The following is a 19,283-nucleotide window of genomic DNA, read 5'->3' as shown; positions in this document are numbered from 1 at the left end:
GTTACTCGACCTCCACGGGTGTGCCCTGCAAACGCTCCAGGGCCTCGTTCACCGACTGCGGCATGAGCTGGCGCAGGCAGTTGTAGTGCCCGAAGCGGCAGGTGCGGTCAAAGCATGGGCTGCATTCCAGGCCCAGGCGCACGATTTCGACCTGGTCGGCCAGCGGCGGGGTGAAGCCCGGCGAGGTGGAGCCGTAGACCGCCACCAACGGGCGATTCAAGGCCGCGGCCACGTGCATCAGGCCGGAGTCGTTGGAGACCACCGAATCGGCACAGGACAGCAGGTCGATGGCTTCGGCCAGGGACGTGTCGCCGCTGAGGTTCACCGACTCTTCGCGCAGCCCCGGGATCAGCCGCGAACGGATGTCCTCGCCCACCGGATGATCCTTTTTCGAGCCGAACAGCCAGACCTGCCAGCCTTCCCGAATCTTCGCCTCGGCGACCTGGGCGTAGTGCTCGGCCGGCCAGCGCTTGGACTCGCCGAATTCGGCGCCCGGACACAGGGCCAGCACCGGGCGGTCCAGGCTCAGGCCGAACTTGGCCAGGGCTTGCGCGCGACTCACCGGGTCAATGGCCAGGCTGGGGCGCGGATACGGCGTGGGCAACTCGGCCCCGCGCTCGTAGGCCAGGGCCATGAAGCGCTCGATCATCAGCGGATAACGCTCTTTGTCCAGCGTGCGCACGTCATTGAGCAAGCCGTAGCGGAACTCGCCGCGCCAGCCGGTGCGCTTGGGGATGCCGGCAAAGAATGGCACCAGCGCCGACTTCAACGAGTTGGGCAGCAGGATCGCCTGGTCGTACTGGCCGGCCAGGGACTTGCCGATGCGCCGCCGGGTCGCCAGCTCCAGCGCGCCGTGGCCGAGCGGGAAGCTCAAGGCCTTGCGTACCTGTGGCATGCGCTCCAGGATCGGCCGACTCCACTCGGGGGCCAGGACGTCGATTTCGCACTGCGGGTGGCGCTGCTTCAGGCACTGGAACAGTGTCTGCGCCATCACCATGTCACCGACCCAACTGGGCCCAACGATCAGAATATTCATGTGGTTTCCAAAAACGCTACGGGGAGGCCTACGCCTCCCCGCCTAAAGACACTGCAATCCACTGTGGGAGCGGGCTTGCTCGCGAAAGGGCCGGCACATCCAACATCTATTTTGCCTGACACTGCGCTTTCGCGAGCAAGCCCGCTCCCACAAGGGGTCTTCATTCGCCTCAAGTGCGGTGAAGCACCGCCAATCCAACTGTGGGAGCGGGCTTGCCCGCGAAGAGGCTGGCACATGCAGCCTCTACTTCGCCTGACACTCCGCCTTCGCGAGCAAGCGCGCTCCCACATCAATCAGTACTCAATTCAACCCCAACGTCCGCCAGATCCGCAGCACCTGCCGGCGTTCATCCACGAACTGGTCGCCTGCAATCACCCCGGCCTCTTTCTGCAGGGCCTGGCGGTGGGCGGCGGAGCGGTAGGCTTTGTAGGCCTCGCGCAACAAGGTGGCGTCTTCGGCCGGCATCAACCCGACCTCCTGCAACCCTTCCAGAATGCGGATGTTATCGGTGTAGCGCAGCAACGACGGGTGTTCCTCGGACCACGCCAGGGCCGCGTATTGCACCATAAATTCAATATCGACGATACCTCCGGCGTCCTGCTTGAGGTCGAACGGCGCCGTGGCCTCGAAGGCATTTGCCGCGGTTCCGGCAGCGGTGGCCTTGCTGCCGAGGTTATCGCGCATCTTGGCGCGCATCTCGCTGACCTCCTGGCGCAACATCGACAAGTCACGCTTGCGCCCCAGGACCTGGGCGCGGACATTTTCAAATCCCAGGCCCACGTCCTGGCTGCCCACCAGCACCCGGGCCCGCACCAGTGCCTGATGCTCCCATGTCCAGGCTTCATTTTCCTGATAACGGGCAAACGCCCCGAGGGAGCTGACCAGTAACCCCGACGCCCCGGACGGACGCAGGCGCATGTCCACTTCATAGAGCTGCCCGGAGTTGGTCTGGGCCGTCAGCAAGTGAATGATCCGCTGGCCAAGCCGGGTGAAGAACTGGGCGCCATCGATCGGCTTCGGCCCGTCGGTTTCGGCCTGCGGATCGCCGTCATGGATGAAGACCAGGTCCAGGTCGGAACCATGCCCCAATTCAAGGCCGCCGACTTTCCCATAACCGACAATGATGAAGCCCGGATCGCACAAGCTGCCGTCGGTGCGCAACGGCACGCCATGCTTGGCGGTCGTCTGGCGCCAGGCCAGGGCCAGCACTTGTTCGAGAATCGCCTCGGCCAGCCAGGTCAGGTAGTCGCTGACTTTCATCAGCGGCAGGCTGCCGGCGATTTCCGATGCAGCCACCCGCAGGCGGTGCGCCAGCTTGAAATGCCGCAGCGCCTCCATCTGCTGTTCAAGATCATCCTCGGGAATTCGTGTCAGGCGCTCGCGCAACTCGGCGGCCAGCTCCGGCGCCAGCGGCGGCTTGAACAAGCGCCCCTCGTTGAGCAGCTCATCGAGTAATAAAGGAAAACGCGTGATCTGCTCGGCGATCCACGGGCTCGCCGCGCACAAGGTCAGCAAGCGCCGCAGGGCGCCGGGGTTTTCCGTCAACAGCACCAGGTAAGCCGAGCGGCGCGCCACCGCTTCGACCAGCGGCAATACGCGCTCCAGCACCAGGTCCGGGTTGGCATGCTCCACCGCCTGGGCCAGCAAGCGCGGAATGAAGGCGTCCAGACGCTCGCGCCCCAGGCGTTGCATCGCTCGCAATTGCGGGCTGCCGCGCAAGACAGCCAGGGCCTTGAGGGCCTTGGCCGCATCGCTGAAACCGCCCGCCTCCAACTGGCGGCAGGCCGCCTCCTCATCCTGGCTGTCTTCCCACAACGGCAGCCATTCGCCGCCCACCACCACTTCGCTCTCACTGCCCTCGTCTTCGTCGGGGTCAGCAATGACCTGGCCGAAGTGCCAGGCCACCCGCTCGCGCCAATACATCAACCGCTCATGGAACGCCGGCCAGTGCGCAAACCCCAGCATGAAGGCAATCCGCGCCTGGTCCTGCGGGCTGTCCGGCAGCATCTGGGTCTGGCGATCGCCGATGGCCTGGATCGCGTGCTCGGTATAACGCAGGAATTCATAACCCTGGCGCAGTTCGTCGACCACCTTGGTCGGCAGATACCCCTGGCCTTCGAGAGTGCCCAGCACTTTGAGCAGCGGGCGCTGCTGCAGGCTCAGGTCGCGACCGCCGTGGATCAGCTGGAACGCCTGGGCGATGAACTCCACCTCGCGAATCCCGCCCGCCCCGAGCTTGATGTTGTCGGCCATGCCCTTGCGCCGCACTTCCTGCTGGATCAACTGCTTCGTGGTGCGCAGCGCTTCGATGGCGGAAAAGTCCAGGTAACGGCGATAAACGAACGGACGCAGCATGTCGAGCAACTGCGCACCGGCCACCTGATCACCCGCGACCACGCGCGCCTTGATCATGGCGTAGCGTTCCCAGTCGCGCCCCTGGTCCTGGTAATACTGCTCCAGGGCATTGAAGCTCAGCACCAGTGCGCCGGCCGAACCATAAGGACGCAGGCGCATGTCCACGCGGAACACGAAACCGTCGACGGTGATCGGGTCCAGGGCCTTGATCAGGCGCTGGCCGACCCGGATGAAGAACTCCTGGTTATCCAGCGGCCGCTTGACGCCGACGGTTTCGCCCCCCTCCGGGTAGGCAAAGATAAGGTCGATGTCCGACGACAGGTTCAGCTCCACCGCCCCCAGCTTGCCCATGCCGAGAATGACCATCTGCTGCGGCTCGCCGCTGCGCCGCCCGGTGGGGGTGCCGAACTGCTGGGCGAGGCGCTGGTACAACCAATGGTAGGCCTCGTCGATGCAGGTATCGGCCATGTCGGAGAGATCGCGGCAGGTTTGCACCAGGTCGGCCTGGCGGGTCAGGTCGCGCCAGATGATCCGCACCTGCTGGCGCGTGCGCTGGCGACGCAGGACGCGGCCCAGTTCGTCTTCGGTCTCGGCAGCCTGGACCGCGGCACCAATCTGCGCACGCATCTCGCCGGGGGCGAAGCCGCGGTCCAGCTCGCCGCTGCGCACCAGCGCCAACAGCATCGCCGGGTCACGCACACTTTGCTCGATGACAAAGTCACTGGCGGCAGCGACGCGCCGGAATGCCTCCCAGTGCTGCGGCGTCCAGCTCGACAGGCCGTGGTCGTCGTCGAGCGAAGCGACCGCCGCACGGAACGACTCCTCGGCCCGACTGACCAATGACTGGAGAATGACCGGTACTTCGGCAAGCGAGGGCAGGCTCATGGTCTATCCTTGATCGGCGCGGGGAAGGCTGGATGTAGTGTTTTTTCAAAAACCACTACCTGATCGACTGTCGAACAAAGATGATAAATAGCTGAAAATCTGATTTTATTGGCAGCCGACATCAAGTTTTTACCTGTTCGAGTTGGGTAAAGACCAACAGTAACGATTATTCTCACAACGAAACGAGGGGCCATAAGCCGCTCTTGTGTAGTTTTACTACTCGTCTATACATTCGAAAAGCTGAAACGGCCAACGATTTGTAGTAAAACTACACGCCGTCGAATCTACCTTCGGCAATCCAAGAATTTATATCGTCTGCCCACAAGGCCAGTCGCAAACTCAGGCAACCGATTCTGGTAGCCTTTCCGCCCTGGAGCAAGCCATGCAAGACCTCGATCCCGTCGAAACCCAGGAATGGCTGGACGCCCTGGAATCGGTTCTCGACAAAGAAGGCGAAGACCGTGCTCATTATCTGATGACCCGTATGGGTGAACTCGCGACCCGCAGCGGCTCGCAACTGCCCTACGCCATCACCACGCCGTACCGCAACACGATCCCCGTGACCCACGAAGCACGCATGCCTGGCGACCTGTTCATGGAACGCCGCATTCGCTCGCTGGTACGTTGGAACGCGTTGGCCATGGTCATGCGCACCAACCTGAAAGATTCTGACCTGGGCGGTCACATCTCCAGCTTCGCTTCCAGCGCGACGCTGTATGACATCGGCTTCAACTATTTCTTCCAGGCCCCGACCGATGAACACGGCGGCGACCTGATCTACTTCCAGGGTCACGCATCGCCCGGCGTCTACGCCCGTGCGTTCATGGAAGGCCGTATCTCCGAAGACCAGATGAACAACTTCCGCCAGGAAGTGGACGGCAACGGCCTGTCCTCGTACCCGCACCCTTGGCTGATGCCTGACTTCTGGCAGTTCCCGACCGTTTCCATGGGCCTGGGCCCGATCCAGGCGATCTACCAGGCACGTTTCATGAAGTACCTGGAAGCCCGTGGCTTCATCGAGCCGGGCAAGCAGAAAGTCTGGTGCTTCATGGGCGACGGCGAGTGCGACGAGCCGGAATCCCTGGGCGCGATCTCCCTGGCCGGCCGCGAGAAGCTGGACAACCTGATCTTCGTCATCAACTGCAACCTGCAGCGCCTCGACGGCCCGGTTCGCGGCAACGGCAAGATCATCCAGGAACTCGAAGGCGTGTTCCGTGGTGCCCAGTGGAACGTCAACAAAGTCATCTGGGGCCGTTTCTGGGACCCACTGCTGGCCAAGGACGTCGACGGCATCCTGCAACGCCGCATGGACGAAGTCATCGACGGCGAGTACCAGAACTACAAGGCCAAGGACGGCGCGTTCGTCCGTGAGCACTTCTTCAACACGCCTGAACTCAAGGCGATGGTTGCCGATCTGTCCGACGACGAGATCTGGAAACTCAACCGTGGCGGCCACGACCCGTACAAGGTCTACGCGGCGTACCACGAAGCGGTCAACCACAAAGAGCAGCCGACCGTCATCCTGGCCAAGACCATCAAGGGTTATGGCACCGGCGCCGGCGAAGCGAAGAACACCGCGCACAACACCAAGAAGGTCGATGTCGATAGCCTGAAGCTGTTCCGCGACCGCTTCGACATCCCGGTCAAGGACAGCGAGCTGGAAAACCTGCCGTTCTTCAAACCTGAAGAAGGCAGCGCCGAAGCCCGTTACCTGGCCGAGCGCCGTGCCGCGCTGGGTGGTTTCGTGCCACAGCGTCGCGCCAAGAGCTTCAGCGTCCCGACCCCGCCACTGGACACCCTCAAGGCGATCCTGGACGGCTCGGGCGACCGTGAAATCTCCACCACCATGGCCTTCGTGCGGATCCTCGCGCAACTGGTCAAGGACAAGGAAATCGGCTCGCGCATCGTCCCGATCATCCCGGACGAAGCCCGTACCTTCGGTATGGAAGGCATGTTCCGCCAACTGGGCATCTACTCGTCCGTCGGCCAGCTCTACGAGCCAGTCGATAAAGACCAGGTGATGTTCTACCGCGAGGACAAGAAGGGCCAGATTCTCGAGGAAGGCATCAACGAAGCGGGCGCCATGAGCTCCTTCATTGCCGCCGGTACCTCGTACTCCAGCCACAACCAGCCGATGCTGCCGTTCTACATCTTCTATTCGATGTTCGGCTTCCAGCGGATCGGCGACCTGGCCTGGGCCGCTGGCGACAGCCGCACCCGTGGCTTCCTGATCGGCGGCACCGCCGGCCGTACCACCCTCAACGGTGAAGGCCTGCAGCACGAAGACGGTCACAGCCACATGCTGGCCGGCACCATCCCGAACTGCCGCACCTATGATCCAACCTACGGCTACGAGCTGGCGGTGATCATCCAGGACGGCATGAAGAAGATGACCGAAGAGCAACAGGACGTCTTCTACTACATCACCGTGATGAACGAGTCCTACCAGCAGCCAGCCATGCCGGCCGGCGTGGAGGAAGGCATCGTCAAGGGCATGTACCTGCTCGAGGAAGACACCCGCGAAGCCGCGCACCACGTCCAGCTGATGGGCTCCGGCACCATCCTGCGCGAAGTGCGTGAGGCAGCGAAGATCCTGCGCGAGGAATTCAACATCGGTGCCGATGTCTGGAGCGTCACCAGCTTCAACGAACTGCGTCGCGACGGCCTGGCCGTGGAGCGCAGCAATCGTCTGCACCCTGGCCAGAAGCCCAAGCTGAGCTATGTCGAAGAGTGCCTGAACGGCCGTAAGGGTCCGGTCATTGCCTCTACCGACTACATGAAGCTGTTCGCCGAGCAGATCCGCCAGTGGGTTCCTTCCAAGGAATTCAAAGTGCTGGGCACCGACGGTTTCGGCCGTAGCGACAGCCGCAAGAAGCTGCGTCACTTCTTCGAAGTCGACCGTAAGTTCGTTGTGTTGGCAGCCTTGGAAGCCCTGGCTGACCGCGGCGATATCGAACCGAAAGTGGTGGCCGAAGCCATCGCCAAGTTCGGCATCGATCCAGAAAAACGCAACCCACTGGACTGCTGAGGAGAATTTTCGTGAGCGAACTCATTCGCGTACCTGACATCGGCAGCGGTGAAGGTGAAGTAATCGAACTGTTTGTGAAGGTCGGCGACCGTATTGAAGCCGACCAGAGCATCCTGACGCTCGAGTCGGACAAGGCCAGCATGGAAGTGCCTGCGCCGAAGGCCGGCGTCATCAAGAGCCTGAAAGTGAAGCTGGGCGATCGCCTGAAAGAAGGCGACGAACTGCTGGAGCTGGAAGTCGAGGGCGCCGCCGCGGCGCCTGAAGCGGCCGCGCCGGCAGCGGCCCCGGCCGCCGCTGAAAAGCCTGCTGCCGCACCGGCTGCCGAAGCAGCCCCAGCACCGGCGGCCGCGCCAGCCGAAGCGTCTGTCCAGGACATCCATGTCCCGGACATCGGTTCGTCGGGCAAGGCCAAGATCATCGAAGTCCTGGTCAAGGTCGGCGACACCGTCGAAGCCGACCAGTCGCTGATCACCCTGGAATCCGACAAAGCCAGCATGGAAATCCCATCGCCCGCCGCCGGTGTGGTGGAGAGCGTCGAGATCAAGCTGGAAGACGAAGTCGGAACCGGTGACCTGATCCTGAAGCTGAAAGTGGCCGGCGCTGCTGCTCCTGCCGCGCCAGCACCTGCTCAAGCCGCCGCGCCGGCTGCCAAGGCCGAAGCCGCTCCCGCTGCCGCCCCTGCCGCTAAGGCCGAGGCTGCGCCAGCACCGGCCCCTGCCGCGACCCCTGCGCCAAGCGGTGCCAAGGTTCACGCAGGCCCTGCAGTGCGACAACTGGCCCGTGAGTTCGGCGTCGAGCTGTCGGCTGTCAGCCCAAGCGGCCCACACGGCCGCGTGCTGAAAGAAGACGTGCAGGTGTACGTCAAGGCCATGATGCAGAAGGCCAAGAACGCACCGGCCGAAGGCGCCTCGGGTGGCGCGGGCATTCCGCCGATCCCGGCGGTGGATTTCAGCCGCTTCGGCGAAACCGAAGAAGTAGCCATGACCCGCCTGATGCAGATCGGCGCGTCGAGCCTGCACCGCAGCTGGCTGAACATTCCGCACGTGACCCAGTTCGACCAGGCCGACATCACCGAGCTGGAAGCTTTCCGCGTGGCGCAGAAAGCCGTGGCGGAAAAGGCCGGCGTGAAGCTGACCGTGCTGCCCCTGTTGCTCAAGGCTTGCGCGCACCTGCTCAAGGAACTGCCGGACTTCAACAGTTCGCTGGCTCCAAGCGGCAAGGCTGTGATCCGCAAGAAGTACGTGCACATCGGCTTCGCCGTCGACACCCCGGAAGGCCTGCTGGTACCGGTCATCCGCAACGTCGACCAGAAGAGCCTGCTGCAACTGGCTGGCGAAGCCGCTGCCCTGGCCGAAAAAGCCCGAAACAAGAAGCTCACCGCCGACGACATGCAGGGCGCCTGCTTCACGATCTCCAGCCTCGGCCATATTGGCGGCACCGGCTTCACGCCGATCGTCAACGCGCCGGAAGTGGCGATCCTGGGTGTTTCCAAGGCCACCATCCAGCCGGTCTGGGACGGCAAGGCCTTCCAGCCGAAGCTGATGCTGCCGCTGTCGCTGTCCTACGATCACCGCGTGATCAACGGTGCCGCTGCTGCACGCTTCACCAAGCGTCTGAGCGATCTGTTGGGCGACATTCGTACCATCCTGCTGTAACGCCGAGTGGCCCTTCCCCAGGGAAGGGCCACTCGCACCGCTGTTTTCCGAGCGCCACGCTCGTACCTCAACCCCGTCCATTTGACGGGGCTTTTTTTGCCTGGCCGTCAGGGCTGAAGCGCCACGCCGTACACCGGCAAACTTTCCTACCCTTCCCCGCCTGACTGACTACGCCCTCTGTTAGTCATTGCCCACATCCTGCGTCCCCTCGCCTGTCGATATTTGTCCCGCCTCGCGCCTTAGCATCGGCACAGCGCGACACCCTTGCGCTCGTACCCTCCTTAACTGAAACGCTGCATTTCGAATGGATTCGAATATGTTCATACCCACCGTCGGCCCGATCGTTGGCCACACCACGACGGATCACGCGCGGATATTCTTGCGCGGCGATCATGACAACAGCCTGGTATTCGCCGGTGTTCGCTACCGGCGCCTGGGCGACGCCCACTGGTCGAAGGGCCATTTCGTCCAGTTGAAGGCCTACCGCGACATGTCCGATGTCATCGTGCTCGATGGCCTTGAGCCCGGTACGGCCTATGAATACCAGGCAGGCTGGTTCAGCCCGCTAAGCCCGACCCACACCATAGGGACCGTTGAGGAACTGCCGCTGCAATGGCCCAGGAACACCTATCGCCTGCGCACGCCAACCAACGAGCCCGGCCTGCCGCGCGCCTATATCGTCGGCTCCTGCCGCTACCTGCGGATCACCGCCGGCGTGCCTTCGCGGCCCGCGCTCGGGGACCGCACCTTTGCCGGCATCAACCGCGTCGTGGCCCAGGCCGACCCGCCGATCAGCGCGGTCCTGATGACCGGGGACCAGGTCTACCTCGACGACCTGAACGTGGTGGCCCCTGACCGGACCTACAAGGACATTCTCTTCAAGTACCGCACGGCATTCTCCCAGCCGCACATCCGGCGACTGATGGCGCAGGTGCCCACCTACATGATCCTCGACGACCACGAAATCGAAGACAACTGGCCCGCCAACAGGTCCGGCAACGACGAGGTGCTCTATGCCAACGCCATGAGTGCGTACGCGCTTTACCAGGCCAGCCATGGCCCGGCCCATGAACGCTTGGCCAACGGCACGCTGGATAAGTCGCTCAAACGCTACTGGTACCGGTTTGCCCACGGCGACGTCGGATGGTTCGTCACCGACAGCCGTACCCAACGCAACCTGTCGGCAGATGACCGCCGCCTCCTGGATGAAGAGCAGGAGCAGGCCCTGCTCCAATGGCTCGTTGGCAGCCCCGCCCGGGTCAAGTTCGTGGTGACCAGCGTGCTGTTCTACCCCGACAGCAAGCGCAATGATGGAGATGCCTGGCAGGCCTTCCCGCAACAGCGCCTGCGGCTGCTGGAAACCCTGCGCAAGCATCGGGTCAGGAACGTGATCTTCATCTCGGGCGATGTCCATGGCGCCATGACCAGCCGCCTGCGACACAGCGAGGATCCTGATTTCGAAGTCAACACCCTGGTGGCCTCGCCGTTCTGCAACAGCAAGCTGCTGCCTTATGCCAAGGCCACGGATTTTATCTTCGACCAGCCCATGGCCCGCACGGGCGACGGAGAATATCGCTACGAACTGACCAGCAAAGTCCTCAGCCAGGATAACTTCGCACGCCTGAACATCACGGCCCAGAGCGTCCAGGCCACATTCCACGACCGTGACGGCAACCCGGTGCAGACCGTCGATATTCCCTTGCGGTGACGGACGGCATCACCTGGCGTGCCCTCTGATCGGCTGGCGACTGGAGAAATCCCTTCGTCGGCCGATAAAAGGTTTATAGCACTTGGCCTTCATGTCTCTTGTCAGCCAGTGCCGCAATGATGCAACCTTGCGGCAGTCCGTAAGAACGAGGGCGTCAGCCCGGCGCGATCAGCATTTTCGAAGCGAGTTTCCCCATGAAAAGCCAACCCGATGCCGCCAGCCGTATGGCGGCCGAGGTAGTGACGCAGTTACCGGTGCCCTCGCGGCTCGGTATGCTGCGTTTCGAACGGCTGAATGAAGCGAGCTGGGCGCTGCTGTTCCTCGATCCCAATTGCGAGCGCTACTTCGGCCTGCCGGCGGTGGAGCTCTGTTCGCTGGTCAGCGCGCCCTACGCCAGCCTGATGGAACCCGAAGCGCGCTACCAGTTGCATGACACCATCCAGGAACAACTGGCTCAAGACTCGCATTACCAGATCCGCTATACGCTGCACACCGCCAAGGGCCCGATGAACCTGCTGGAAACGGGCGAAGCCTATAAGCAGCACAATCGTCAGTTGTTACGCGGCTACCTACTGGTGGTGGACAGCCTGCTGCAAGACGAGCCGTCCCTGCCGGCCGTCGACCTGGAAACCCAGAACTCGCGCCTGCAGATTGCCTTGGAGTTGAACCAGCGCGCCCAGCAGGAGCAACTCCAGCATCTGGACCGGGTACGTGCCCAGCAGGACCTGATCCTGCTGCTGACCCGACAACGCTACAGCGCTAACAACTCCCTGCTCGAAGCCGCCGAACTCATCACCCGCAGTGCCTGTGACATCTATCAGATCGACAGCGCCAGCCTCTGGAACCTCGAAGACGGCAAGCTGGTGCCGATCACCGCCTTCAACCGAGCCTCCCAAGCGCACTTCCTGCCAGCGGCCATCGACGCCAGCGACTACCCCAACTACATGGAAGCGCTGCAATCGTGTCGTGCCATCGATGCCCACAACGCCATGCGTGACCCGCGCACCCGGGAACTGGCGGAGAACCTGCGCGCCCGCGACGTCAACGCCATCCTCGACGCCAGCGTGCGCATCGACGGCCAGGTGGTGGGCGTGCTGTGCCTGGAACAGGTCGGCGTCACCCGCGCCTGGCAGTCCGACGAAATCGCCTTTGCCGGTGAGCTGGCAGACCAGTTCGCCCAGGTGATCAACAACCACAACCGACGCACCGCCACCAGCGCCCTGCACCTGTTCCAGCGCGCCGTGGAACAGAGCGCCAACGCCTTCCTGCTGGTCAATTGCGACGGCGTGGTGGAATACGTCAACCCGAGCTTCACGGCGATCACCCAGTACTCCACCGAGGAAGTCCACGGCCAGCGCCTGTCCGAGCTGCCGGCCCTGGAGAATCTCAGCGAACTGCTGTTCGACGCACCGTCCGCCCTGGCCCAGAGCAACAGCTGGCAAGGCGAGTTCAAGAGCCGGCGCAAGAACCTGGAACCCTACTGGGGCCAGCTGTCGATTTCCAAGGTCTATGGCGACAATCGCGAACTGACCCATTACATCGGCATCTACGAAGACATTACCCAGACCAAGTTGGCCCAGCAGCGCATCGAACGCCTGGCCTACACCGACAACCTGACCAACCTGGGCAACCGTCCGGCATTCATCCGCAACCTCGATGAACGCTTCGCCCGGGACAGCGATTCGCCCATCAGCCTGCTGCTGGTGGACATCGACAACTTCAAGCGCATCAACGACAGCCTCGGCCACCAGACCGGCGACAAGCTGCTGATCAGCCTGGCGCGGCGCTTGCGCAACAGCCTGAGCCCCAGCGGCAGCCTGGCGCGGTTCGCCAGTAACGAGTTCGCCGTGCTGCTGGACGACACGGACCTGGAAGCCGGCCAGCAGGTCGCCAGCCAGTTGCTGATGACCCTCGACAAACCGATGTTCGTCGATAACCAGTTGATCAGCGTGACCGGCTCCGTGGGCCTGGCCTGCGCACCGTTGCACGGTCGCGATCCCCAGACCCTGATGCGCAACGCCGGGCTCGCCCTGCACAAGGCCAAGGCCAACGGCAAGCATCAGGTGCAGATCTTCACCGAGGCCTTGAACGCCGAGGCCAGCTACAAGCTGTTCGTGGAAAACAACCTGCGCCGAGCCCTGACCCAGAACGAACTGGACGTGTTCTACCAGCCCAAGCTATGCCTGCGCAGCGGTCGACTGCTGGGCATGGAAGCGCTGCTGCGCTGGAACCATCCCGAAAAGGGCATGATCCGTCCCGACCAGTTCATCAGCGTGGCCGAAGAAACCGGCCTGATCATCCCCATCGGCAAGTGGATCGCCCGCCAGGCCTGCCGCATGAGCAAGCAACTGACCGCCGCCGGCCTGGGCAACCTGCAAGTGGCGATCAACCTGTCGCCCAAGCAGTTCTCCGACCCGGACCTGGTCGCCTCCATCGCCAGCATCCTCAAGGAGGAGCAACTGCCCGCCCGGCTGCTGGAACTGGAGTTGACCGAAGGCCTGCTGCTGGAAGCCACCGAAGACACCCACCTGCAGCTCGACCAGCTCAAGCGCCTGGGCCTGACCCTGGCGATGGACGATTTCGGCACCGGTTATTCGTCCCTGAGTTACCTGAAGAAATTCCCGATCGACATCATCAAGATCGATCGCAGCTTCATCCATGAGATCCCGGACAACCAGGACGACATGGAAATCACCTCGGCGGTGATCGCCATGGCCCACAACCTCAAGCTCAAGGTCGTGGCCGAAGGCATCGAGACCGCCCAGCAACTGGCCTTCCTGCGGCGCCACCGATGCGACGTCGGCCAAGGCTACCTGTTCGACCGGCCGATCCCCGGCGCCGAGCTGGTCGAGAAGCTCAAGCGCTACCCGCGCGGACCAATTGACTGACAGCGATGTAACACTCGGGCACACTGACAGTCTTATTGCGTGAACTCGCTCAACTCAATCTGACTGAGAGGACTGATGATGGTCTTGCGCTCGGAAATCCTGGTGAACAAAAACGTGCTCCCTACTCAAGAACAAGCCCTGCCCGGCCGCGAAACCCCGATCAAGGTGCCGGACGAGCACTTCGTCAACGGCAATCCGCTGCTCGGCCCATTCCCGGGCAACGTCGAATTCGCCATCTTCGGCCTGGGTTGCTTCTGGGGTGCGGAACGCCGCTTCTGGCAACGCGAAGGCGTCTACAGCACGTCGGTGGGCTACGCCGGCGGCTTTACCCCCAACCCGACTTACGAAGAAGTCTGCTCCGGCCTGACCGGCCACAGCGAAGTGGTGCTGGTGGTCTACGAGCCGGAGAAGGTCAGCTACGAAGCCCTGCTGGCGATGTTCTGGGAACTGCACAACCCGACCCAGGGCATGCGCCAGGGCAACGACATCGGCACCCAGTACCGCTCGGTGATCTACTGCACCACGCCCGAGCAACTGGAAGCCGCGAAGAAGAGCAAGCAAGTGTTCCAGGCAGAGCTGGCCAAGGCTGGCCTGGGGGACATCACCACCGAGATCGACGAGGCGCCGACGTTCTACTACGCCGAGGCGTATCACCAGCAATACCTGGCGAAGAACCCCGAGGGCTACTGCGGGATTGGCGGCACAGGCGTCTGCATGCCGCCGAGCCTCGCGGGTAACTGAGCCCCAGCCCGATGCAAGGGAAGAAGGTGTCCGGTCATCGCCCTTCCCTTGCACTTGACCGCAAACTTGATCTACAGACTGCATATTGCTACTTTTGGCTCTACAGACCCAAAAGGTAATCGTCATGACCCCTGCTCTTTCAGCCCAAGCCTTGACCAAGGACGAGTGCGTGACCGGTCTTCGGACGGTGCTGGGCATCCTGGAAAAATGGCAGGCAACCAGTGACCAGGCCTGTCGGATCCTGCGTATTTCCCGCAGCACCTATACACGCGCCAAGCAACGTGAAACCAACTGGTCCGTCAGCCTGGACTCCGACCAGTTGCAACGCATCAGCCTGGTGCTGAATATCCACGGCGCCTTGCGCCTCATTTTCGACAACCCCGAAAACGTCTATGGTTTTGCGGCGATGCCCAATGAGAACGAGTTTTTCAATGGGCACGCCCCGCTGGAGATCATGGCCCGGGGCGACATGATTTCCCTCTACGAGACGTTTCGCAGGATCGACGCGTTGCGAGGCGCGCAATGGTGAAGGCCGGCGATCTGCCCGAACGGCCCGGCGAGCCCCTGACGGCCCATAGGCTGGTGAACTCCAAATTCCCGCCCATCGCCCTGTTCGACGATGTGGCCGACGCTGATGAGTTCGAAGTCCTTTATCGGATCCAGGCCCTGACCAACCCCAGGCTGCAGAACGAAGTGGGACGCCTGGAACTGATCGCCCGCCAGGAAATCCCCTTCGGCATTCCGGGCTGCGCCTACGCGACGGCGCCGTTCACCCACGTCAATCCCGCCGGTTCGCGGTTCAGCGACGGCAGCTTCGGCGTGTTGTACCTGGCCGACACCGCCGAAACGGCGCTGGCCGAAGTGCAGTACCACCAGAACCACTACTGGTCGAAGGTGCAGGGCCTCAACTATGAACGCTTTGTCTTCCGCGAGCTTTCCTGCCACTTCACGGACGCAGCGATGAAAGATGCGCTGATCTTGCCCATGACAGACCCCATCTATGACCCGGATGACTACAGCCATGCCCATCTGCTGGGCAAGGCCATCAAGCGCGAAGGTTGTCCGGGGCTGCGCTACCGATCGGTACGCAACCCGGGTAGCCATTGCTGGGCGCTGATGACCCCGCGCCCGGTGTCATCGATTCTTCAGGCCGCTCACTACGAGATGATCTGGAACGGCCGGATCACCAGCGTCAACCTGATCACCGGGGCTTGAGCCGGGCTTCAGGAAGGCCTTGTGGGAGCGAGATTGCTCGCGAAAGCGCCCGCCCTGGCGCCTCGTCAACACGAATCAATGCTCGGCGATCAACCAATCCATCTGCCAGCCACCCTGGGTCTGCCCGAGCTTTTTCGACAGCCACGGCAGCAGATCGCGCAACTCTTCCTCCAGTCCCCACGGCGGGTTGGCAATGGCCAGGCCGGAGCCGTTCAGGCTGTTGGGAGTGGCGAGCGGGTGGACCAACAGCTCCACGCGCAACAATTTCGGCGCGCCGGTGCCAGCCAGGTCCTGGTAGAAACGGCGCAACAGGCGCTGATCCTTCACCGGGTACCAGATCGCCGCCACCGTCTGGCGCATCCGACCGATGGCTTCCTTGAGGGAGGCGGCGCAGCGCTGCATCTCGTCAAGCTGTTCGAAAGGCGGGTCGATCAACATCAGGGCGCGCTTCTGCGGGACCGGTAGCAACGCCCGAGGCACATGCCAACCTTCGCCCAAGTGCACCGCCACGCGACGGTCGCCCTTCATGTTGTCCTTGAGCAGCACGCCGTCTTCGGGGTGCTTCTCGTTGAGCAGCACGCGGTCCTGCGCACGGGTCAGGCGCCGCGCCAATTCCGGGGAACCGGGGTAGTAGCGCAACTGCCCGTCCGGGTTCATGTCGTGCAGGACTTTCATGTAATCGGCGGTCAGCGGCGGCAGGTCATCCTGGCCCCATAACCGCGCGATGCCTTCCAGGTATTCACCGGTACGATTGGCCTGGTCGCCCTGCAAGTCGTACAACCCGATGCCCGCGTGGCTGTCGAGGTAGGCGAAGGGCTGCTCCTTGCGCGACATCAGCGCGATGAGGCGGGTCAAGGTCAGGTGTTTGAACACGTCGGCGTGATTGCCGGCGTGGAAGGCATGGCGATAATTCATGGCGGCTCCTGCGAAGGGCGACGAGTTTACCTTGAAGTGCGCCGAACGTCAGGGTTCGCAGCCGAGTGGGCGGTCCCCCAGTTCGAGCGCCAAAAATTGCAGCAATGCCGCCTTCAGCGGTTGCCCGGGCGCCTTGAGGAAATGCGCAACCTTGCGCCGCAGGATGCGCTCGTCAACCTGCTCGAACAGGTCCGGGTGCGCTTCATCCAGCCACCTGAGCAGGTTATCCAGCAGGCAATCGCTCGACTCATCAGCCAATGACCTGAGCAACGCCTCCGGCACCGTCCACCATGGGAACGCCCGGGCCTCACACCGGGCATTGCCTTGCAGCGCCAGCGGCTGGCCATTGATCAGGCAGCGGCTGAGCACCGGCAGCAACACGGCGGCATCAACGTGCGCCGATTGCAGGATCGGCCGCACGAAGCGCCCATCCCAGAAGCGGAAAAATACCGCCTTGGCGTCGGGCAACAACACCTGTGTCAACCCGCACAGATGTTCGGCAACCCTTTGCTGGCTGGCAGAAGACACCGCCAGCCAGCCCCAATCGAGCGCATCGGTGGTCGCTATCCAATCAAGAAACTCACTGTCCGGGGTGACAAGCCCTACATATGGCATGACCGATTCCCACTCGGCGTACGGCGTGCCCGCCCAGATCGGGCTCGCCGGCGTGGTCATCGAGCGCTTCCAGGCAGACAGCGGCCCTGCGCCGCTGGCGTTGCTGACGATGGCGAACAGTTGCTCGGATGCCCGCAACGGGTGGTCTCGGAGCCAGGCACGGGGCGTCATGGGCGCACCTGGAAAACAGCGGGCCCATGAAGGTCCGGCGGCATGCTGCAAACGCCCATCCGGCATCGCTCACATTCTTCACAGAACGGCGCCTGGCCTTGCAAGCTCAGGATTTGCCCAAGACTCAGCCGAGGAGCCGCGGCGGCGAGCGGGCTCTCAGGGCCGCGGGAAACGCCAGGCGCCGCGCCCATCACGGCCATCGGCGCGCCGCCCACTTCGATGGGCACGCTACTGAATATCCCGCCGGCACCGATATTGATCCAATGACCACCGGCCTGGATCGTCGCACTGACGCCGGCATCCAGCACCACCTGCTGGCCGGCACCGACATGGTATTGCTGGGCAGCACTGAGGGCCTGGCTGGTCACGTGGATATGCCGTTCGCCGATCACCCGCAAGTGATCGTCCTGACGGACTTCAACCTGGCGCCGGCCGTGGGTCGTGCGCAGCTCATCAGCCTTGAGCTCGTGCCGCGACGCCCCCGTGACCACGATGCTGCGCTCGTGATCGACTTGCACCCGCTGGTCATGCAAGACGTGCTGGGTCCAGTCGCGCTGGGCGCGCAGATAGATTTCCTCGGCGCCCTTGCGGTCTTCGATACGCAATTCGTTGTAACCACCGCCTCCCGGGCTGCTCTGGCTGCGCAGGATGCTGCGGGTCTTGTCCGCCGGCAGGTCCAGCGGCACCGGGTTGGCGCCGTTGGGCAGGCAACCCACCACCACGGGCTTGTCCACGTCACCGTCGATGAACCCAACCAGCACCTCCATGCCAACCCGCGGGATCATCACCCCGCCATAGCGATCATGGGCCCAGCCGGAGGCCACGCGCAGCCAGCAACTGGCATGCTCATCGCCCTGGCCTTCGCGGTCCCAGACCAGTTGCACCTTGACCCGCCCGAACGCATCGCAATGGATCTCGCTGTCGACAGGCCCGGTCACCACGGCTGACTGGTAACCGTGGGCACGGGGCTTTTCCTGCGCCAGGGGCGGACGGTAGAGCACATCCCAGGGCGTGGCATGGAAGGTGTTGCGGTAGCCTTGGAAATCCTCCAGGCCGTCATCGCTCGCGTCCTCCAGCACCTGTGGCTGGCGGCCATGATGGGTGATGGCCGTGAGCAACCAGAGATCGTTCCACGGCGCGCGAGGATGGCCCTGGATGTGCAAGAAGTGCCCGCTGGCCAGGGCTCGCTGGTCACTGTGCCCTTGCGCCAGTTGGTAGTCGGTGCCGTGGCGCTCAAGTGCACGCTGGGCCAGGTGCCGGCCCTGCTCGCGATCGGCAAACTGGCCGGGGTAGCGATAGTCCTCCAGCGCCGGCAGTTGCTGGCTGTCGACGTCAGCCTGCAGCACCAGCCCGGGCTTGCGAAAGTCGTGGTCGCGCAACGTCACGGCAGTGGTCCGGGCTTCGAGCCGCACCGCCAGGCGCATGATCGTCGGCTCGCTGGCCGCCATGCCATTGCCCGGCAGATAGCGCGTCGGCTCGGGCAAACGGGGAAACACCGTCTGATCGTCGCCAAACACCAGCAGATGGCCGCCGGGGCTGTGCCGGAAGTGATAATGGATGCCCACCTCGGCACAGAGCCGTTCGATGAAGGCCAGGTCGCTCTCGGCGTACTGCACGCAATACTCACGCTCGGGGTACTGGCCACCGAGGCTGAACTGGAATGCATCGCCCTGGATACCGTGCTCGCCGAGGATCCGGGCGACGATCGTCGGCACGCTCAGGTGCTGGAAAATCCGTTGATTGATGCGGTGACGCAGGTAGGCGAGGCGCGGCACCAGCGTGATCCGGTAACGGGTCAGGCGCTTGCCCGAGTCGCCCTGGGCCACACTGTAGACTTGGCCGTGAAGACCCCGGCCATGATCGTCGAGCTCCAGGAAGGCCTGGCGGTGCAGGAGTTCTTCCAGGGCCAGGTCGGGCCGCTCGCTGACCAGTTCCAGGTCAACGCGATAGGGCTGGCTGATGGCTTCCTTGCCTGTGAATTCCAGCACCTTGAGCGCATGGGGCACGCCGTCGAGCGTCAGGGTGAAACGGGGCAAGTGGGCAGGTGCGACCATCCGATGTCCCTCTGCTG

General features: G+C 63.2%; 12 protein-coding genes. 7 read left to right on the top strand and 5 right to left on the bottom strand.

Going from position 1 to position 19,283, the window contains the following annotated elements; translation table 11 throughout:
- Position 1: 1 nt before the first annotated feature.
- On the bottom strand, positions 2-1,036 hold the full coding sequence (gene waaF / locus KI241_RS02355; protein WP_042731221.1) for a lipopolysaccharide heptosyltransferase II: 1,035 nt from the start codon (positions 1,034-1,036) through the stop codon (positions 2-4).
- Between the two features lie 300 nt (positions 1,037-1,336).
- Positions 1,337-4,276, bottom strand: a complete 2,940-nt coding sequence (glnE, locus tag KI241_RS02350; protein ID WP_212803313.1) for a bifunctional [glutamate--ammonia ligase]-adenylyl-L-tyrosine phosphorylase/[glutamate--ammonia-ligase] adenylyltransferase — start codon at positions 4,274-4,276, stop codon at positions 1,337-1,339.
- Between the two features lie 382 nt (positions 4,277-4,658).
- Here glnE and aceE point away from each other — a divergent pair, with 382 nt between their 5' ends.
- From aceE to KI241_RS02315, 7 genes are all read left to right on the top strand, one after another.
- Positions 4,659-7,304, top strand: a complete 2,646-nt coding sequence (gene aceE, locus KI241_RS02345) for a pyruvate dehydrogenase (acetyl-transferring), homodimeric type (protein WP_123579431.1) — start codon at positions 4,659-4,661, stop codon at positions 7,302-7,304.
- Between the two features lie 11 nt (positions 7,305-7,315).
- Complete coding sequence (aceF, locus tag KI241_RS02340) at positions 7,316-8,959, top strand: dihydrolipoyllysine-residue acetyltransferase (protein WP_047736088.1); 1,644 nt, start codon at positions 7,316-7,318, stop codon at positions 8,957-8,959.
- Between the two features lie 316 nt (positions 8,960-9,275).
- Positions 9,276-10,667, top strand: coding sequence for an alkaline phosphatase D family protein (locus KI241_RS02335; RefSeq protein WP_047736089.1), 1,392 nt, complete (start codon positions 9,276-9,278; stop codon positions 10,665-10,667).
- Between the two features lie 194 nt (positions 10,668-10,861).
- Positions 10,862-13,555, top strand: a complete 2,694-nt coding sequence (locus tag KI241_RS02330) for a GGDEF and EAL domain-containing protein (RefSeq protein ID WP_042730823.1) — start codon at positions 10,862-10,864, stop codon at positions 13,553-13,555.
- 78 nt (positions 13,556-13,633) lie between these two features.
- The gene (gene msrA / locus KI241_RS02325; protein WP_042730827.1) at positions 13,634-14,296 is read left to right on the top strand and encodes a peptide-methionine (S)-S-oxide reductase MsrA; all 663 of its coding nucleotides are present in this window, start codon (positions 13,634-13,636) and stop codon (positions 14,294-14,296) included.
- A 124-nt stretch (positions 14,297-14,420) separates the two neighbouring features.
- Positions 14,421-14,825: an antitoxin Xre-like helix-turn-helix domain-containing protein gene (locus KI241_RS02320; protein WP_047736091.1), complete on the top strand. Its 405-nt coding sequence runs from the start codon at positions 14,421-14,423 to the stop codon at positions 14,823-14,825.
- Positions 14,819-15,511: an RES family NAD+ phosphorylase gene (locus KI241_RS02315; protein WP_123579429.1), complete on the top strand. Its 693-nt coding sequence runs from the start codon at positions 14,819-14,821 to the stop codon at positions 15,509-15,511. The genes KI241_RS02320 and KI241_RS02315 overlap by 7 nt, the downstream gene beginning before the upstream one ends.
- Before the next feature lie 75 nt (positions 15,512-15,586).
- Here KI241_RS02315 and rlmJ read toward each other — a convergent pair whose 3' ends face one another.
- The 3 genes from rlmJ to KI241_RS02300 are packed head-to-tail and all read right to left on the bottom strand — an operon-like array spanning position 15,587 to position 19,266.
- Positions 15,587-16,426 carry a 23S rRNA (adenine(2030)-N(6))-methyltransferase RlmJ gene (rlmJ, locus tag KI241_RS02310; RefSeq protein WP_123579428.1) on the bottom strand — a complete coding sequence of 280 codons (840 nt, stop codon included), beginning with the start codon at positions 16,424-16,426 and terminating at the stop codon, positions 15,587-15,589.
- 48 nt (positions 16,427-16,474) lie between these two features.
- On the bottom strand, positions 16,475-17,212 hold the full coding sequence (locus KI241_RS02305; protein WP_042730819.1) for a DUF4123 domain-containing protein: 738 nt from the start codon (positions 17,210-17,212) through the stop codon (positions 16,475-16,477).
- A complete protein-coding gene (locus KI241_RS02300; RefSeq protein ID WP_123579427.1) occupies positions 17,209-19,266 on the bottom strand; it encodes a type VI secretion system tip protein VgrG in 2,058 nt (685 codons plus the stop codon). The genes KI241_RS02305 and KI241_RS02300 overlap by 4 nt, the downstream gene beginning before the upstream one ends.
- Between the last annotated feature and the right edge of the window lie 17 nt (positions 19,267-19,283).

Source organism: Pseudomonas sp. Cab53 (genome assembly GCF_018325965.1).
Classification (GTDB): Bacteria; Pseudomonadota; Gammaproteobacteria; order Pseudomonadales; family Pseudomonadaceae; genus Aquipseudomonas; species Aquipseudomonas chlororaphis_E.
This window is presented reverse-complemented; position numbering and strand designations above follow the sequence as displayed.